The organism is Mesorhizobium hunchu (genome assembly GCF_040081975.1).
GTDB lineage: Bacteria > Pseudomonadota > Alphaproteobacteria > Rhizobiales > Rhizobiaceae > Mesorhizobium > Mesorhizobium hunchu.
The window spans coordinates 147,299-163,871 of record NZ_JBEBMG010000007.1 but is presented as its reverse complement, the minus strand read 5'-3'; the positions used below and the strand labels follow the sequence as shown (position 1 = coordinate 163,871).

Here is a 16,573-nt window from a genome sequence, read left to right as displayed (position 1 = left end):
GCATAGACGCCGGGAACGCCTGTAATCGCAACAACGAAAACCCAACAACATTAGGGAGGAAACACCATGCGCATGAAAACCTTGCTCCGGTCGACGGCAATCTGTCTGACGCTCGGCCTCAGCCTTGTCTCGAACGCCGCTTACGCTATCGATCCCGCCCAGGCGCTGACCGAGATCGGCCAGCATGTGATGAGCCTCGGACCGAACGGCGAGAAGCCGGAAGCCGCCTCGAGCGTCAAGCTCACCGATGAGGAACTCGGCAAGATCAAGGAGATGCATGCCAAGGCCGCCATAGTCATGCACTATGCCGGCAACGACTGGTCGCAGGCGCAGATCGAAGGCCTCAAGGCCCAGTTTGCCACCATGGGGATCGAAGTCGTCGCCGTTACCGACGCAGGCTTCAAACCCGACAAGCAGGTGTCCGACCTCGAGACCGTCATGGCCCAGAAGCCCAATATCATTGTGTCGATTCCGACCGACCCGGTGGCGACCGCAGCGGCCTACAAGGCGGCGGCCGACGCCGGCGCCAAGCTCGTGTTCATGGACAACGTTCCGAAAGGCTTCGTGGCCGGCAAGGACTACGTCAGCTCCGTTTCAGCAGACAATTACGGCAACGGCGTCGCCACAGCGCACCTGCTGGCGCAGGCACTTGGCGGCAAGGGTGATGTCGGGCTGATCTTCCATGCAGCCGACTTCTTCGTCACCAAGCAGCGCTACGACGCCGTCAAGAAGACGCTGGCCGAGAATTATCCGGACATCCACGTCGTCGCCGAGCAAGGCATAGGCGGTCCCGACTTCTCAGGCGATGCCGAGAAGGCGGCAGGCGCCCTGCTCGTCGCCCATCCCAGCATCAAGGGCATCTGGGCGGTGTGGGATGTGCCCGCGGAAGGCGTCATCTCCGCCGCACTCACCAATGGCCGGGACGACCTGGTGATCGTCAATTGCGACCTCGGCGAAAACGTCGCCATCAACATGGCGAGCGACGGTCCGGTAAAGGGTCTGTCGGCGCAGCGGCCCTACGACCAGGGCGTGACCGAAGCAATGCTGGCCGGCTATGGCCTGCTTGGCAAGCAGGCGCCGGCCTATGTCGCGCTGCCGGCACTGCCGGTAACAAAGGCCAATCTCGCCGATGCCTGGCAGCAGGTCTACCACAAGCCGGTCACCGACAAGATCAAGCAAAGCATGCAGTAGAATTCGCACACAGGTCCTCCCGGTGGCGATGGTTCGGCCGAGTTCGAGCAGAAGCGCAGCGTTTCTGTCCGAGAGGCCGAACCATTCTCCCCACCCGACGCAACCGTTGTTTTGCCCTAGGTGTTGTCATGAACACTGCCAACGCAGCCGAAGCCGTCCGAATGCGAAACGTCAGCATGCGTTTCGGCGGTGTGCGGGCGCTCGACGACGTTCATCTCGACATTAGCCCGGGCGAAGTGCACGCACTGCTCGGTGAGAACGGCGCCGGCAAGTCGACAATCCTCAAAATTCTCCGCGGCGTGCAGCCGCCAACCTCCGGCACGGTCGAGATCGGCGGCGTGCCGCTAGCCACCTTCACCGCCGAGGCCGCGCGCAATGCCGGTGTAGCTATGGCGTTCCAGGAAATGAGCCTGATTCCGACGCTGACGGTGGCGCAGAACGTCTTCCTCAACCGTGAGATCATGACCAGCTCCGGGCTCATCGACGACAGAACCGCAGTGGCCGAATCGCGAAAGCTTTTCGCGCGCATGGGCGTCGAGATCGACCCCACCGCCAAGGTTTCCGACATTCCTGCTGGACACCGACAGCTGACCGAGATCGTCAAGGCGACCTCGCAACCGTGCAAGGTTTTGGTGCTCGACGAGCCAACCACGGCACTGTCGCAGAACGAGGTCGAGCGGCTGTTCGACTATGTGCGCCAGCTTCGCGGCGAGGGCGTCGCCATCGTCTATGTCTCGCACCGTATGGACGAAATCTTTCGCATCGCCGACCGCGCTACCATCTTGCGCGATGGCAAGCACATCATCACCGCACCGATGTCAGAATTCACGCTGGAATCGATGATCGCCCATATCATCGGCCGACGCTCTCGCGGCTTCTCCGACGTGGTGCGCGAGACGGCGACGATCGGCGAAGTGCTGCTCGAAACACGCGGCCTTTCGGGCTCCGTCAAGCCTATCGGTGTCGATCTGACGCTTCGCCGCGGTGAAGTAGTCGGCGTCGCTGGCCTGCTGGGCAGTGGCCGCTCGTCGTTGGCGCGCGTGCTGGCCGGGGTCCAGCCGATGACTAGTGGCGAAATCCGGATCAAAGGCAAGGTGGTTTCGATCGCTAGGCCGCGAGATGCCATTCACGCCGGCATTGCGCTGGTGCCGGAAGATCGTGCACGGCAGGGGTTCGTCGCCTTCCATTCGGTGGAAAGCAACATCGACCTGCCCAACCTTGATCGCCTTTCGACTAAGACATGGGTCGATCGCACCAAGTCAGCGGCACTGGCCGAAAGCTCGATCCAGCGCCTGCGCATCAAGACCGACTCGCGCAAGGCGACCATCAGGACACTGTCGGGCGGCAATGCGCAGAAGGTGGTCATCGCCAAATGGCTGGCCACCGAACCGGAGGTGCTGATCCTCGACGAACCAACCGCCGGCATCGACATCGGTTCGAAATCGGAGATCGTGACACTCATCCGCAGCCTCGCCAAATCCGGCAAGGCAATCCTGGTGCTGTCGTCGGAGCTTCAGGAACTGCTCGCCGCTTGCGATCGCATCCTGGTGATGTCGGAAGGCCGCATCGTGCGCGACATCGCCCGTCATGACCTCGATGACGCCACAAAGGCGGACTCGATCGACAGCCTTCAGCACGCCGAACAGAAACTCAACAAATTCATGCAGGAAGCCCGCGGAGGAACCATCCAATGACCGACACGGCCGCATCAGCCAGCAAATTCTCGGCATTGGCCAACTGGCGTGAATACATCATCTATATCGGTTTCCTGGTGATCTTCCTTGTCTTTGCCGCGACGCTGGGCGACAGGGGCTTTCTCGACCCTAACAACTTGCTGAACATTATCCGTCAGACCGCGATCATCGCCGTGGTCTCGGTGACGATGACCTTTGTGCTCAGCACCGGCGAGATCGACCTGTCGGTCGGTGCTGTCGCGGGCCTCGCTTCCGTCGCCACGGCAATGGGCATCGACCAGTTCGGCATCGCCGGCGGCATCCTTTACGGCCTGGGCACCGGCGTCGTCGTCGGCGCCGTCAATGGCTGGCTGACCACCGGCATCGGCATTCCTTCGTTCCTGACCACGCTTGCCATGATGGGCATCGCACGCGGCGTCGCAATGTGGATCAGCGGCACTGCGGCGATCCCCATACTGAGCAAGCCTTACGCGGCGATCTTCGGTGCCGGCAACCTCGGCCCGATACCAAGCCTGCTGATCTGGGTGGCAATCATCGGCGTTGCCGGCCACATCGTGCTTCGCCGCACCACGTTCGGACGGCGCGTGCTGGCCACAGGCGGCAACGAGACATCGGCACGCTACTCCGGGGTCAACACCGCCTCTATAAAGTTCCGCGTGCTGATGCTGTCGTCCGTGGCGGCCGCCCTTGCCGGCATGCTCTATGCGGGCCGTCTCCATTCCGGCCGATTCCAGTTCGGCGAAGGCGACGAGCTTTCGGTCATCGCCGCAGCCGTGCTTGGCGGTACCAGCCTTTTCGGTGGTGCCGGCACAGTGGTCGGCTCCATCATGGGCGCGCTGATGATCGGCCTGATCAACAACGGCCTTGTGCTGATGGGACTGGAATTCAGCCAGCAGCTGATCGCTCGCGGCGCCATCATCATCATCGCAGTCGCCATAAGCCAAACGCGCAAGCGTTAGGCGGAGCGCGGAAGAACGCAGGCGGGGCTTTGCCAGGCAGCAAGCTTGTGGCGCGCTGGCCCGACGCTAGCCCGACGTGTCGACCCGAAAAAGACAATTGCAGCAAGGGACATGCCATGTCTGACACATTCTTCAATCCGCATCAGCGCGCCACGGTGGAGGCCGCGATGGCCCGCATCATCCCAACAGACGACACGCCGGGTGCACGCGAAGCCGGCTGCGTGGACTTCGTCGACCGCTATCTCTCCGGCATCGGCTACATCTTCGCCAAGCCCGACGGCTCAGGCTTCGAAGTTCTCGAAGGCGCATCGGCCAAGGCCTGGATGCGGCGCATCGAAATCATGCGTAAGCGCTACGTCGCCGGACTGCTCGACCTCGACGCCCGCGCCCACGAGAGATTTTCGGCCGACTTCGTTGCACTGGCGCCACAGCAGCAGGACGATATCCTCCACGAACTGGAGCAGTCCGGCACGGGTGCGCCGACGACACTCGCCGTCAACGACGCGCTCGCCGGTCCGGTTTCGCCCCAACCCGCGCTGCAGCAGACCTCAACGGAGGTCGATCTCGATTTCCTGCCGTTGCTGATCACCCACACGCGCCAGGGTTTTTATGCAGACCCCATCTATGGCGGTAACAGGAACCGGATCGGCTGGGAGGTGATCGGTTTTCCCGGCCCCGCCTCGCTAAAGGATGTCCACACTGGCCGCTACACCACGCTGCAGTATTTCGCCGACGGCGAAGCCGACAAGGTCAGGGAGTTCCACGATGGCCTATAAGACCAAACCCGCGAAAACCGACGTCGTCATCATTGGCGCCGGCGCGTCCGGCGCCGCCGCCGCAAAGGTGCTTTGCGAAGCCGGCGTCAAGGTCGTAGCCCTCGAAAAGGGGCCGTGGCGGAAGAAGGAAAGCTTTGGCGGTGACGAGCTCGCCAACATCAATCGTTACAATCTATGGCCGGACCCGATCCTCAATCCGCGCACATGGCGCGAGACCGCCGCCGACGAAGCGCGTTCCGAAATGTTCTGCCCGGTGCCGCAGATGGTTGGCGGCGGCACCGTGCACTGGCAGGGTTGGTTGCCGCGCTTCACCGAGAACGATTTCCGCCTGCGCACCGTGGCCGGCGACCTGACGGGCACCAGCCTTGCCGATTGGCCGATCACCTACGACGAGCTCGAGCCTTACTATCTCAAGGTTGAATGGGCATTTGGCGTGTCCGGCCAGCCTGGCGCCAACAAATTCGAGTCGCACCGCTCGGGCGGCTATCCGTGTCCGCCAATGCCGATGTCGCGCTATGCGCAGAAGTTCATCAAGGGCTGCAACGCGCTTGGCTGGAACTCCTTCCCGACGCCGCAAGCCGCCTTGTCACGCCCTTTCAACGGTCGCAAGGCCACGGTGGTCAGCGCTTTTGCACAGCAGCACGGGGACCCGACCGGAACGCGCTCGTCGGCGCTCAACGTCTTCATACCCGACGCCGTTGCAACCGGCAATTTCGAGCTGCGGCCGGACTGCGTGGTTCGCGAACTCACTCTGGACAGCCAGGGCAACATCAAGGCAGCGATCTACCAGGACGCCGACGGCGACACGATAGAGCAGGAGGCCGATCTCTTCATCCTTGCCTGCGGCGCGATGGAAACCGCACGCCTGATGCTTCTGTCGAAGTCCGGACGCTTCCCGAACGGCGTTGCCAATGGCAGCGACATGGTTGGGCGCAACGTTACCTTTCACGAATATTCGGCTGCGGTCGGCACCTATGACGATCCGGTCTATGCCTGGGCAGGCGGCGGCTATGTCAGCGCTTCGACTTTCCAACATTACGAGCACGACGCATCGCGTGGCTTCGTCTCCGGCGGGCATATTGCGGTGGCGGGCGTTGGCATCCCGCTGCCGATCAATTGGCGCATGCCGGGCACGCCATCCTGGGGTGCTGAGGCCAAGAAGAACGACCGCGACCACTTCAGCCATTCGCTGGCGATTGCGATGGTTCTGCACGACATGCCCCAGCATGACAACCGCATAGACCTCGACGAAACGGTGGTCGACGCCTGGGGACTGCCGGTCGCGCGCGTGACACTGAAGCCGCACCAGAACGATCTCGACCAGGGACGCTACCTGATCGATCGCGGTGCCGACATTTTGGAGGCCAGCGGCGCCTTGACCATCCGCAAGGTCTATGCCGACCGCGTCACCGGCAATTGCTCGCACCAGCACGGCACGGCGCGGATGGGCGACGACGGGGCGACCTCGGTGCTCAACAGATGGTGCCGAGCGCACGAAGTCGAGAACCTCTACGCAGTGGACGGATCGCCTTTCCCGACCGGCACGGGCGCCAACCCGACGCTGACCATCATGGCCAATGCCTGGCGCGTCGCCGACAAGATCATCGCCGAACGGGGCGCGGCCGCGTGATGGCCTGCAGGAGGCCGCCAAGGTCTACCGCCGGCCACGTCTGCGGTCGACCGCAGCAATGGAGAGCGCCATGAGCGGCAGCCGTTTTGCTGGAAGGCGTGGCCGCATCCGTCTGGGGATGGTAGGCGGCGGCGAAGGAGCCTTCATCGGCGCGGTGCATCGCATCGCCGCCCGCCTCGACGACCGCTACGAGCTGGTCGCGGGAGCTTTGTCCTCGGACGCCGGGCGCTCGGCGCGATCCGCTGCGCTAATCGGCCTCGACCCGGCCCGCAGCTATGCCGATTTCACTGACATGGCGCACAGCGAGGCCTCCCGCCCCGACGGCGTAGAAGCGGTCTCGATCGTCACCCCCAACCACATGCACGCGCCCGCCATCCGCGCCTTTCTCGATGCCGGTATCCATGTCATTTGTGACAAGCCGCTCACGACAACCTTGGCCGAGGCGCTGTCGCTGCGGGAAGCAGCGCGGATTTCTGGCCTGGTCGTGGCGCTCACCCATACCTATACCGGTTATCCCATGCTCCGGCAGGCCCGTGCCATGGTGCGCAATGGCGCCCTGGGCGACATCCGCGTCGTCCAGGTCGAATACGCGCAGGACTGGCTGGCTACGAAACTGGAGGATGGCGGCAACAAGCAGGCCGAGTGGCGCTCGGATCCAGAACGCTCGGGCGCGGGCGGCTCAATTGGCGACGTTGGCACCCATGCTTTCAATCTTGCCGGTTTCGTCACCGGGCTCGAGCCTGACGCACTATGTGCCGAGCTTAGCACCTTCGTGGCGGGACGGCGGCTTGACGACAACGCCCAGATAATGCTGCGCTATGAAAACGGCGCACGCGGAAGTCTCTGGTGCAGCCAGGTCGCCATCGGCAACGAGAATGAGGTCGGTCTTCGCGTCTATGGCTCGAAGGGAGCATTGGAATGGGCGCAGCGCGACGCGAACCAGCTGGTCTGGTCGTCGCTCGACCAGAACCGACAAATCATTACCCGCAACGGCGCCGGCGCGGATCAATCAAACAGTCGTGCCTCGCGCGTTCCGGCTGGCCATCCTGAAGGTTACCTTGAAGCTTTCGCCACCCTGTATCGTGAAGTCGCCGACGCGATTGTCGCCTCGCGCCAGGGTAGGCCGCCTGGGCCCGAAACGCTGTTCCCAACCGTCGACGACGGCGTCAAGGGCTTGGCTTTCATCGACGCCGCAATTCGTTCGTCGATTGCAGGAGGCGTCTGGACAAGATTGTGACGAGTGCCCTGCGCATATCACGGTCAATCAGGGCAGCGATGCGAGAAAGCATTGAACTCCAGCGGCTTCTAATCGTCAGGAGCCAGGTCTCTATGTCCGCTTTCGGGATCGGAAAGCGGAATAATAATGACCGACTTAAGGCGCAAAGCTGCCGATTAGCCCAAGCTGAATGAATTTCGGCTTGCCAACCGTGCCGCCTACAAAGCTGGCAGGCAGGAAACCACTAGCCGCGGTCGTTCAGTGCCGTGAGGCTGGCAATCCGTAATTGCCGTGGCATCTATGAACCTGGCACCCACCCGAAGCGAACCGTGGTGGTTTGGTGAAGCAGAGATAGGCCACGGAAAGCGCCGATCGAGAAATTTTAGCCACCCATTCGCACGCCTCGCTGGAGGGAGAGAGGGGTCGGGAGGAGTTCGGCCTTGCCGCGGCGCAGAGAGTGCGCCGGTAGGGCGGACACTCACGCTCGAAGGACATCTCCATGAACATCGTCGCGACCCCGTCACCCGTCGCCCGGACGGCCGCTCCCCTTGCCGCGCCGCCATCCCGCATCATCGACACCGCTCAGGCGATTTGTCAGGCGGCGACCCAACTTCTTCCCTTCCTCGAACAGGGCAAGCCGATCACCATCGCGGCTCTGCGCACGGCGATGACCGACAGCTGCGGTGGCACGGATGCGCAGGGATTCTGGGTCTGGAAGGACGCCTATGAGGCGCTCGAAGCCGCCCAGATCCTGTTTCTCCGGCGCTTCGGCTCCGCGATCCTGTCCCGTTCATCCTCGCCGCAGGCGACGCTGGCGATGATGAAACGCGTCGCCGATCTCGTTCCCACCCACACGCGCCGCTCCGACGAGAGCCGGGCCATGCAACAACTGTCGACGCCACTGCCGCTGGCCTTCGTCACCGCGCACGCCGCCGCGATCCAGTCGTCGGATATTGTTCTCGAACCTTCGGCCGGCACCGGCCTGCTCGTGATCCATGCCGAAATCGCCCGGGCGTCGCTTGCGCTCAACGAGTTCGCCGCGACACGTGCCGATCTGCTCAGCTTACTGTTTCCACATGTTCCTGTTTCCCACCATGACGCAGCCCATATCGACGATCATCTCGATGCCGGGATCGAACCATCCGTCGTTTTGATGAACCCGCCATTCAGTGTGGGCGCCTATGTCGGCGGCCATGTCGCCGACGCAGCATGGCGGCATCTTTCATCGGCCTTTGCCCGCCTGCGCTCCGGAGGGCGCTTGGTCGCCATCACTGGCGCCGGCCATTCTCCCGAAATTCCCAAATGGCGGCCCGCCTTCGAGCGGCTTCAGCAGCAGGGCAAGGTGGTCTTCACCGCGGCGATCGACGGTCGCGTCTATGCCCGCCACGGCACCACCGCCGAAACCCGCCTGACCATCATCGACAAGGTCCCGGCGACCGATCCCTCCGCGTTCGTAGCGTCGCCGGGCAAAGCCCCCGATGTCGAGACGCTGCTCTCCTGGATCTCCGATCTGCTGCCCCGCACACCGGGCGGCTTTCCGGATTCGATCGGCGCCCTGTCGAACGGAATCCTGCGCAATGCCGCCATGCGGATGGCTGCCTCTCGATCGGCAGCGAGATCCGCACCTGCCGCCACGTCAGCGGCAGATCCGAAAATCGTGCGCCCGGCGCGGCAGGTTACCCGGGCGAAGCCTGCCCGTCCTGCCACCGTAGCCAGCACGCCTGCCGTCCCGCTCGTCTATGAGCTGCGTGACTGGATGCCGGAGGAGGGCGGCCGGCTCACCGACACGATCTACGAGCCCTATGCTCTCCAGTCGATCCACATTCCCTGCGCCAAGCCGCATCCGACCCCGCTGGTGCAGTCGGCCGCCATGGCTGCGGTCGCGCCACCGAAACCGTCCTACCGTCCGCTGCTGCCGGATGCCGTCATCGACGAGGGCCTGCTATCGGATGCCCAGCTCGAAAGTGTGATCTATGCCGGCGAGGCGCATTCCGGTCATCTCGCCGGCCCCTGGACGGTCGACGAGACTTGTGACGTCGTCTCAGCCGCTCCGGAAGGTGCAGAGCATGCCGTCCGCTTCCGCCGCGGATGGTTTTTGGGCGACGGCACCGGCTGCGGCAAGGGACGACAGGTCGCCGGTATCATTCTCGACAACTGGCTGCAGGGTCGCCGCCGTGCGATCTGGATTTCCAAATCGGACAAGCTGCTGGAAGACGCCCAGCGGGACTGGTCGGCCCTTGGCCAGGAACGCCTGCTCGTCCAGCCTCTGTCGCGCTATCGGCAGGGCACGCCGATCCGCCTTGCCGAAGGCATCCTGTTCACCACCTATGCCACGCTGCGTTCCCAAGAGCGCGACGGCAAGAAATCCCGCATCGCGCAGATCATCGACTGGGTTGGAAAAGAATTCGATGGCGTGATTGTCTTCGACGAGGCTCACGCGATGGCCAATGCCGCCGGCGGCAAGAGCGAGCGCGGCGACGTCGCGCCCTCGCAGCAGGGCAGGGCGGGCCTCAGACTCCAGCACGCACTCCCTGATGCCCGTGTCGTCTATGTCTCGGCGACTGGCGCGACCGCGGTCGAGAACCTGGCCTATGCACAGCGCCTCGGCATCTGGGGCAGCGAGGATTTTCCATTCGCCAACCGCGCCGAATTCGTTGCGGCGATCGAGGACGGCGGCGTCGCCGCCATGGAAGTGCTCGCCCGCGATCTCAAGTCGCTCGGGCCCTACACGTCGCGCTCGCTGTCCTATGACGGCGTCGAATACGATCTCCTCGAGCACGCTCTGACCGATGAGCAGATCCGCATCTACAACGCCTATGCGGACGCCTTCCAGGTGATTCACAACAATCTGACGGCCGCGCTCGAGGCGACCAACATCACCAGCGAGGCGGGCACACTGAACCGCAACGCCAAGGCCGCGGCGCGGTCTGCCTTCGAGAGCACCAAGCAGCGCTTCTTCAGCCATTTGATCACCTCGATGATGACGCCGACACTGATCGGCGCGATCGAGCAGGACCGCGCCGACGGACATTCGTCGGTCGTGCAGATCGTTTCGACCGGCGAAGCGCTGATGGAACGGCGGCTAGCCGAGATCGCGACAGAGGAATGGTCGGACCTCCACGTTGATGTCACGCCAAGGGAATATGTAGCAGGGTACCTTTTACACTCCTTCCCGACGCAGCTGTTCGAAGAGTATTCGGACGCGGAAGGAAACGTCACTTCCAGGCCAGTTCATGACGCCGACGGCAATCCGGTCCAGTGCCGCGAAGCGGTTCGCCGCCGCGACCAGATGATCGAAAAACTGGCCTCGTTGCCGCCGGTCGGCAGCGCGCTCGACCAGATCCTTCATCATTTCGGCACCGATATCGTCGCAGAAGTGACCGGCCGCTCGCGGCGCATCGTCAAAAAGACCGGCCGCGACGGCGTCGACCGGCTCGCGGTCGAGAACCGTCCGGCCGCGGCCAATCTTGCCGAGACCCAAGCCTTCATGGACGATGACAAGGCCGTGCTGATCTTTTCCGATGCCGGCGGCACCGGCCGCTCCTACCATGCCGATCTCGGCGCCAGGAACCAGCGGCTTCGGAAGCACTATCTGCTGCAAGCCGGCTGGCGCGCCGACAACGCCATCCAGGGTCTCGGCCGCACGCATCGCACCAACCAGGCGCAGCGGTTCCGTTGCAAAATTGTCGTCTGGCAATAGAAACTCTGGGAACGACCCCAGCCTCATGCGGCAGCGATGATTTCGAATTGCTCGGCGATGGGCGGATTTGGATTGAAGGCATACCTCGCCTGTCGTTTTCGCATCATGTGGATCATCTCGATCCCGCCCAGCGTGGCGATAGCGCTTGCGAATGATTTGAAACCGAGCATAGGCCGTACACGACACTTGACGCGCCGGTGATCCTGCTCGATGCGGTTGTTGAGGTACTGGCTCTTTCGGATGCGGATCGGCTTGAGCCGCCGCCGCGACCGATTCCGCAGCCGGCTTTCCGCGTCACAGGAAAGGATCGCCTCGCGATTCGTCTGGCTGCCGTCGATGACGATGCGCTCGGGGCGGCCGTGACGCTGCAACGCCTTGCGCAGGAAGCGTTTGGCCGCGGGCAGATCACGATGCTCGCTGAACCAGAACTCGACGGTGTCGCCGACGCTGTCGATGGCGCGATAGAGATACATCCAGCGGCCGCGAACCTTGATATAGGTTTCGTCGATATGCCACCTTCCGCTGACGGCACGCTTGCGCCGATTGAAGCGTTTCAGCAGCAAGGGCGAGAAGTGAACGACCCAGCGGTGGATCGTCGAATGATCGATACTGATGCCGCGCTCGGCCATCATTTCCTTCAAATCGCGAAGGCTCAAGCCGTAGGCCAGATACCAGCGAACGCAAAGCAGAATGACGGACTGGTCGAAATGGCGGCCCTTGAACATCTGAACTCTCCGGCGAAACACCAGAGGCCATGCCATGCGCCTGGTTACCGAAAACTTTGCAACACAGCCCCCAAATCGCCTCGCGCTAGCCGTTTTGCAAAATTTCGTAATGCTGAGAATCCAATCTACAGTTCAGCGCTTCCAGTCTGATCGGCCGCCTCAACTGTGGCCACCTGACCGCGCACGATCGTCAGGCCGCCGACGGCACGCTCGCAAAGCCGAAAACGATCCGCTGCTCGCAATCCCTACCTCACCGCAGGCGCCGGTTCTACGCAGTGGGTTCATTCGTCTTGAAGATTTTCGGGCGCTGGCAGATGTACGAAACTCTTCGCGACAGACGGTCCGCTTTGGTGAGGCAGCTTGGAAAATAGCTAGTCATGCCTAACAATGGGGTCGACTACCGGAAAATTGGTGCCTCGGTCAGCCAGCCATCCGTTCGGGCAGATTCAGGATTGTAACGACATCGCCAGTGGGCAGCTTGAATGATTGCTCGGTTATCTCGAACTCAGCCGCCGAATGATGATCGAACCAAGCGTCCGCGCCTATCTTGCGCGGAAAGCCCTCGGTCCTCGGGTCATTTCCGTACATCATTGTGAACGCGAACGAGTCCGGATCGAGGTCCTCGCGGGCGAACCAGCGACGCTGCATCGAGGGAGCTCGCGTGACCCAAGGCTTTCCGGAGGCGCGGTGAGTGACGACCATGCTGCAGGGGAACTGATCGCTATCAATCATCCTGATCAGGGTTGCGGTCAGGCTCGCTGAGAAGAGCGCGGCTACCGCCCGGAGTGCATTGATGTCAAGGCGCTTGTGGAGTCGCACTGCGGGCTTGAAGAGATACCAAGGCATAAGAAGATCGGCAGCATATGCGTCGGCGGCCCGCTCCTTCGTCGCCTGCTCGTTCCTGTAGTTCCCGATATCAGTTGCACGACACACGGCACACTGTCCGATCACCTACTTTGGTCATGATACTGTTGATGGCGATGATGATGAGCGAAAGCGATCGCAGTTGTTCGAGACGCTAGCTACCAGCCCTTGCATTGGTGTTGCGTCAATGTTCGTGGCGGCCGACAAAATGGAAACCGCTCCGATGATCGTTCCCAACGCTTTGCTGAGAACGGGCTAGCTTATGTTGTGCCGCAATGTTCGCGTAAATAGAGATACCATCGCCCATAGCTATAGGTAAGTTCATTTGTCGGAACTTACCCCGATGCAGACAAAGATAGTTCACTTAATGTGAAAGTATCTTCGAAAGGAACAACTGCGCCCGCTCGCTGCGAGGCTTTCCGAAGAAATCGTCCTTCGTCGCGTCCTCGACGATCTCACCCTGATCCATGAAGATCACGCGGTCAGCGACCTTCCTTGCGAAACCCATTTCGTGGGTGACCACCATCATGGTCATTCCCTCTTGTGCGAGCTCGACCATGACGTCGAGCACCTCGTTGATCATCTCGGGGTCGAGAGCGGAGGTCGGTTCATCGAACAGCATGCAGATCGGATCCATGACCAGGGCTCGCGCGATCGCAACGCGCTGCTGCTGTCCTCCGGAAAGCTGGCCGGGGAACTTTTCCGCATGCGCCTTCAGCCCAACACGGTCGAGAAGCTTCATGGCCTTCGCCATCGCTTCGTCGCGACGCCGGCCGAGCACTTTCGTCTGGCCGAGACAGAGATTCTCCGAGATGCGGAGGTGCGGGAAAAGCTCGAAATGCTGGAAGACCATGCCGACGCGCGAGCGCAGCTTCGTCAGGTTCGTCTTCTTGTCGGTGACGTGAACCCCGTCGAGAACGATCGTGCCTTCCTGAACCGGCTCCAGCGCGTTGACGCATTTGATGAGCGTGGATTTTCCGGAGCCGGAGGGTCCGCAAATGACGACGACTTCGCCCTTCCGGACGCTGGTCGTGCAATCGGTAAGGACCTGAAACGCCGGGCCGTACCATTTGTTGACGTGGCTGATCTCGATCATCGCTGCGCCTTCGGGCGACCGCGAAACAGCGGAGGATGCTTGGGACTGGGGCGTGACGGACATTTGATCACCGTATGATTGCTGTGCGCGCTTCGAGGCGCTTGACCAGGAAAGAGGCGGCGAAAGAGATGATGAAGTAGACGATCGCTGCGAAGACATACATTTCGACAAGGCGACCGTCGCGCTGGGCGATTTTCGATGCCGCGCCGAGGAAGTCGGTCAAAGAGATGACGTAGACGAGCGAGGTGTCCTGAAACAGGACGATCGTCTGCGTCAGCACGACGGGCAGCATGTTGCGAAAAGCCTGCGGCAGGATCACGTAGGCCATCACCTGCGGATAGTTCAACCCGATGGCGTATCCGGCGGCGGTCTGGCCGCGTGCGATCGACTGGATCCCCGCACGCATGATTTCGGAGAAATACGCCGCTTCGAAAAGGGTGAACGTTATGAGGGCGGAGGCAAAGGCGCCGACCGCGACGGGCTGGCTCGATCCGATGGCCCACGCACCGATGTAGGGAACGAGGAAATAGAACCAGAAGATGACCAGCACGAGCGGGAGGGACCGCATCAGGTTGACGTAGCCGCTGGCCACTGCCGACAGGACTTTGAGAGAGCTGAGACGCATCAGCGCGAGCAGTGTGCCGAGCACGAGCCCGCCGATCGTCGCGAGAGCGGTCAGCAGCAGGGTGAAGCGCATCCCCTCGTAGAAGAGATAGGGAAGCGAACGGATGATGACGCCGAAATCGAAGCTGTAAAACATCTCTATCGCCCCGCAGTGTAGCCGGGAACCGCGACCCGATGTTCAAGGAAGCGCATCGCGACCGTGACCAGGGTGTTGACGAGAAGGTAGAGGAGCGTCGCCACCGTGAAGGCCTCGAATACCTGAAAGGTGAACTCCTGCATCGCGCGGGTCCGGGCGGTGAGTTCCATCAGGCCGATCGTCAGGGCGACAGAGGTGTTCTTGATGGTGTTCAGGAACTCGGACGTCAGCGGCGGCAGGATGATCCGGAACGCCATCGGCAAGAGGACGTATCGGTAGGTCTGCGCCGTCGTAAGGCCGATTGCGGCGCCGGCGAGCTTTTGACCGCGCGGCAGCGAGCCGATACCGGCACGGAGCTGTTCGGCCACGCGCGCCGACATATAGAAGCCGAGCCCCACAACTGTCGTCCAGAACGGCGCGCTTGGAAGACCCTTCAGCCAGTTGCCCAGATCCTGCGGCAGCAGAGCAGGCAGCACGAAATACCAGAGGAAGAGCTGCACAAGGAAGGGAATGTTGCGGAACAATTCGACATAGGCGCTGCCGATCCGCTGCGCTGTCTTCGAGGGGAGCGTCCGCATAACACCGACGAGCAAACCCAGGGCCAGGGCGAGAATCCATGCGCCCAGCGCCGTGACGACCGTGACTTGCAGGCCGAGCAGCAGCATGTCGAGATAGGTTCCCGACCCGTCCAGCGATTGCTGGAAGAGAATTCCCCAATTCCAGTTGTAGTTCATTCGGCCCTCCTGCGTTGCCGTGCCGATGGCGGGCCGAGCCCGCCATCGGCTTTTTCTCACTGTGCGTAGGAGGCGGCGTCAGCGGAATCGGTCGGATGCTCGAAAGCACGCTTCAGCGCCGGAGAAAGCGGCACATTGAGGTTTGTGCCGTGCGGCGGGATCGGCTGATCGAACCACTTGTCGTAGAGCGCAAGCATTTCCGGGCTCTTGTAGAGCGCGGCCGTCGCCTCATCGACAAGCGCCTTGAATTGCGGATCGTCCTTGCGGATGATCATCGCATATGGCTGAGGATCGGAGAGCGCGTCCTTCGAGATGACGTAAGCCGATGGGTCCTTGGCCTCCGCGACAAACGAGGCCAACAGGATATCGTCCATCGCAAAGGCTTTGGCCCGGCCCGTTTCGACCATCAGGAACGCCTCGGCGTGGTCGTTGGCAGCGATGACATTCATCCCGAGATTCTTCGCCTTGTTGATCTCGTAAAGCTGCTGAATGTTGGCGGTCCCCGACGTCGACACAACAGACTGCCCCTTCAGATCGTCAATCGAGTTGATATGCTCGGATTTCTTGGAGACGAGCCTGTTCGCGGTCAGGAAGTAGGTGTTGCCGAACGAAACCTGCTTCTGGCGTTCGAGCGTATTGAATGCCGAGCCACATGCGAGATCGACGGTCCCGTTGGCGACCAGCGGTATTCGGGTCGCCGAGGTCACCGGATTGAACTTGACCTGAAGCTTGTCGAGTTTGAGCTGGCTCTTGATCGCATCGACGACCTTCAGGCAAATGTCGACGGCGTAGCCAACGGGCTCCTGCTTGTCATTCAGATAGGAAAACGGCACCGACGATTCGCGATAGCCAATCGTGACGGTCCCGGTGTCCTTGATTTTCTTCAAGGTTCCGGTGAGTTCGTCAGCCGACGCGACACTGCACAAGGCCGTCACGACCGCGGCGACAACACAAAGTCTCTTCAACATGGTTGATCTCCTCCATTTGCATCAAAGCAAACTGATTGCTGATATCTAGTCGGGTTGCGGCCTGTGCGGCGGACGCTGGGCGTCCAATCGGCGCGCTACCCTTACTGCTGCTCCCAGACGGGAAGAGACCACGCTTGTTCCGGCCAGTTCGGATCGCGATTTCCCCACGACCCAAACCGGCCGATGCACTCCGCCTCTTTCCGAGAGTATAATAAACGCGCTAGGCTATGCGTCGTCAAATGCATTATAGCGGCGTGTCT

Annotated in this window: 12 protein-coding genes and 1 pseudogene; 7 read left to right on the top strand and 6 right to left on the bottom strand. The window is 61.9% G+C overall.

The genetic code is table 11. The annotated features are described in order from the left end of the window. Positions 1–66 precede the first annotated feature (66 nt). From ABMA46_RS14540 to ABMA46_RS14510, 7 genes and pseudogenes are all read left to right on the top strand, one after another. A complete protein-coding gene (locus ABMA46_RS14540; protein WP_349000347.1) occupies positions 67–1,191 on the top strand; it encodes a substrate-binding domain-containing protein in 1,125 nt (374 codons plus the stop codon). A gap of 161 nt (positions 1,192–1,352) precedes the next feature. After that, a complete protein-coding gene (locus ABMA46_RS14535) occupies positions 1,353–2,885 on the top strand; it encodes a sugar ABC transporter ATP-binding protein (RefSeq protein WP_349000345.1) in 1,533 nt (510 codons plus the stop codon). Continuing rightward, positions 2,882–3,844 (top strand): ABC transporter permease, encoded by a 963-nt coding sequence (locus ABMA46_RS14530; RefSeq protein ID WP_140822979.1) that lies wholly within the window; start codon positions 2,882–2,884, stop codon positions 3,842–3,844. The genes ABMA46_RS14535 and ABMA46_RS14530 overlap by 4 nt, the downstream gene beginning before the upstream one ends. Before the next feature lie 116 nt (positions 3,845–3,960). Continuing rightward, a complete protein-coding gene (locus ABMA46_RS14525) occupies positions 3,961–4,620 on the top strand; it encodes a gluconate 2-dehydrogenase subunit 3 family protein (protein WP_349000343.1) in 660 nt (219 codons plus the stop codon). Further along, the gene (locus tag ABMA46_RS14520) at positions 4,610–6,250 is read left to right on the top strand and encodes a GMC family oxidoreductase (RefSeq protein ID WP_349000341.1); all 1,641 of its coding nucleotides are present in this window, start codon (positions 4,610–4,612) and stop codon (positions 6,248–6,250) included. The genes ABMA46_RS14525 and ABMA46_RS14520 overlap by 11 nt, the downstream gene beginning before the upstream one ends. Before the next feature lie 70 nt (positions 6,251–6,320). Beyond that, positions 6,321–7,487 (top strand): Gfo/Idh/MocA family protein, encoded by a 1,167-nt coding sequence (locus ABMA46_RS14515; protein ID WP_349000339.1) that lies wholly within the window; start codon positions 6,321–6,323, stop codon positions 7,485–7,487. A 478-nt stretch (positions 7,488–7,965) separates the two neighbouring features. Further along, a pseudogene (locus ABMA46_RS14510) lies at positions 7,966–11,133 on the top strand (strawberry notch-like NTP hydrolase domain-containing protein); the annotation flags it as partial. 56 nt (positions 11,134–11,189) lie between these two features. Here the strand turns inward: ABMA46_RS14510 and ABMA46_RS14505 are convergent. From ABMA46_RS14505 to ABMA46_RS14480, 6 genes are all read right to left on the bottom strand, one after another. Then, complete coding sequence (locus ABMA46_RS14505) at positions 11,190–11,891, bottom strand: IS6 family transposase (protein ID WP_278557304.1); 702 nt, start codon at positions 11,889–11,891, stop codon at positions 11,190–11,192. Between the two features lie 420 nt (positions 11,892–12,311). Then, a complete protein-coding gene (locus ABMA46_RS14500; RefSeq protein WP_349000337.1) occupies positions 12,312–12,737 on the bottom strand; it encodes a hypothetical protein in 426 nt (141 codons plus the stop codon). Between the two features lie 382 nt (positions 12,738–13,119). Then, entirely contained in the window at positions 13,120–13,851 is a 732-nt protein-coding gene (locus ABMA46_RS14495) for an amino acid ABC transporter ATP-binding protein (protein WP_278557370.1), read from the bottom strand. Positions 13,852–13,918: 67 nt separating this feature from the next. Further along, positions 13,919–14,611 (bottom strand): ABC transporter permease subunit, encoded by a 693-nt coding sequence (locus ABMA46_RS14490; protein WP_278557308.1) that lies wholly within the window; start codon positions 14,609–14,611, stop codon positions 13,919–13,921. A gap of 2 nt (positions 14,612–14,613) precedes the next feature. Continuing rightward, the gene (locus ABMA46_RS14485) at positions 14,614–15,345 is read right to left on the bottom strand and encodes an amino acid ABC transporter permease (RefSeq protein WP_278557311.1); all 732 of its coding nucleotides are present in this window, start codon (positions 15,343–15,345) and stop codon (positions 14,614–14,616) included. Positions 15,346–15,401: 56 nt separating this feature from the next. Then, positions 15,402–16,313, bottom strand: coding sequence for an amino acid ABC transporter substrate-binding protein (locus ABMA46_RS14480; protein ID WP_278557314.1), 912 nt, complete (start codon positions 16,311–16,313; stop codon positions 15,402–15,404). Positions 16,314–16,573 lie beyond the last annotated feature (260 nt).

Coding starts and splice junctions, on each gene's coding strand:
- ABMA46_RS14540 (WP_349000347.1), top strand. CDS start 67: ATGCGCATGAAAACCTTGCTCCGGTCGACGGCAATCTGTCTGACGCTC.
- ABMA46_RS14535 (WP_349000345.1), top strand. CDS start 1,353: ATGCGAAACGTCAGCATGCGTTTCGGCGGTGTGCGGGCGCTCGACGAC.
- ABMA46_RS14530 (WP_140822979.1), top strand. CDS start 2,882: ATGACCGACACGGCCGCATCAGCCAGCAAATTCTCGGCATTGGCCAAC.
- ABMA46_RS14525 (WP_349000343.1), top strand. CDS start 3,961: ATGTCTGACACATTCTTCAATCCGCATCAGCGCGCCACGGTGGAGGCC.
- ABMA46_RS14520 (WP_349000341.1), top strand. CDS start 4,610: ATGGCCTATAAGACCAAACCCGCGAAAACCGACGTCGTCATCATTGGC.
- ABMA46_RS14515 (WP_349000339.1), top strand. CDS start 6,321: ATGAGCGGCAGCCGTTTTGCTGGAAGGCGTGGCCGCATCCGTCTGGGG.
- ABMA46_RS14505 (WP_278557304.1), bottom strand. CDS start 11,891: ATGTTCAAGGGCCGCCATTTCGACCAGTCCGTCATTCTGCTTTGCGTT.
- ABMA46_RS14500 (WP_349000337.1), bottom strand. CDS start 12,737: ATGCCTTGGTATCTCTTCAAGCCCGCAGTGCGACTCCACAAGCGCCTT.
- ABMA46_RS14495 (WP_278557370.1), bottom strand. CDS start 13,851: ATGATCGAGATCAGCCACGTCAACAAATGGTACGGCCCGGCGTTTCAG.
- ABMA46_RS14490 (WP_278557308.1), bottom strand. CDS start 14,611: ATGTTTTACAGCTTCGATTTCGGCGTCATCATCCGTTCGCTTCCCTAT.
- ABMA46_RS14485 (WP_278557311.1), bottom strand. CDS start 15,345: ATGAACTACAACTGGAATTGGGGAATTCTCTTCCAGCAATCGCTGGAC.
- ABMA46_RS14480 (WP_278557314.1), bottom strand. CDS start 16,313: ATGTTGAAGAGACTTTGTGTTGTCGCCGCGGTCGTGACGGCCTTGTGC.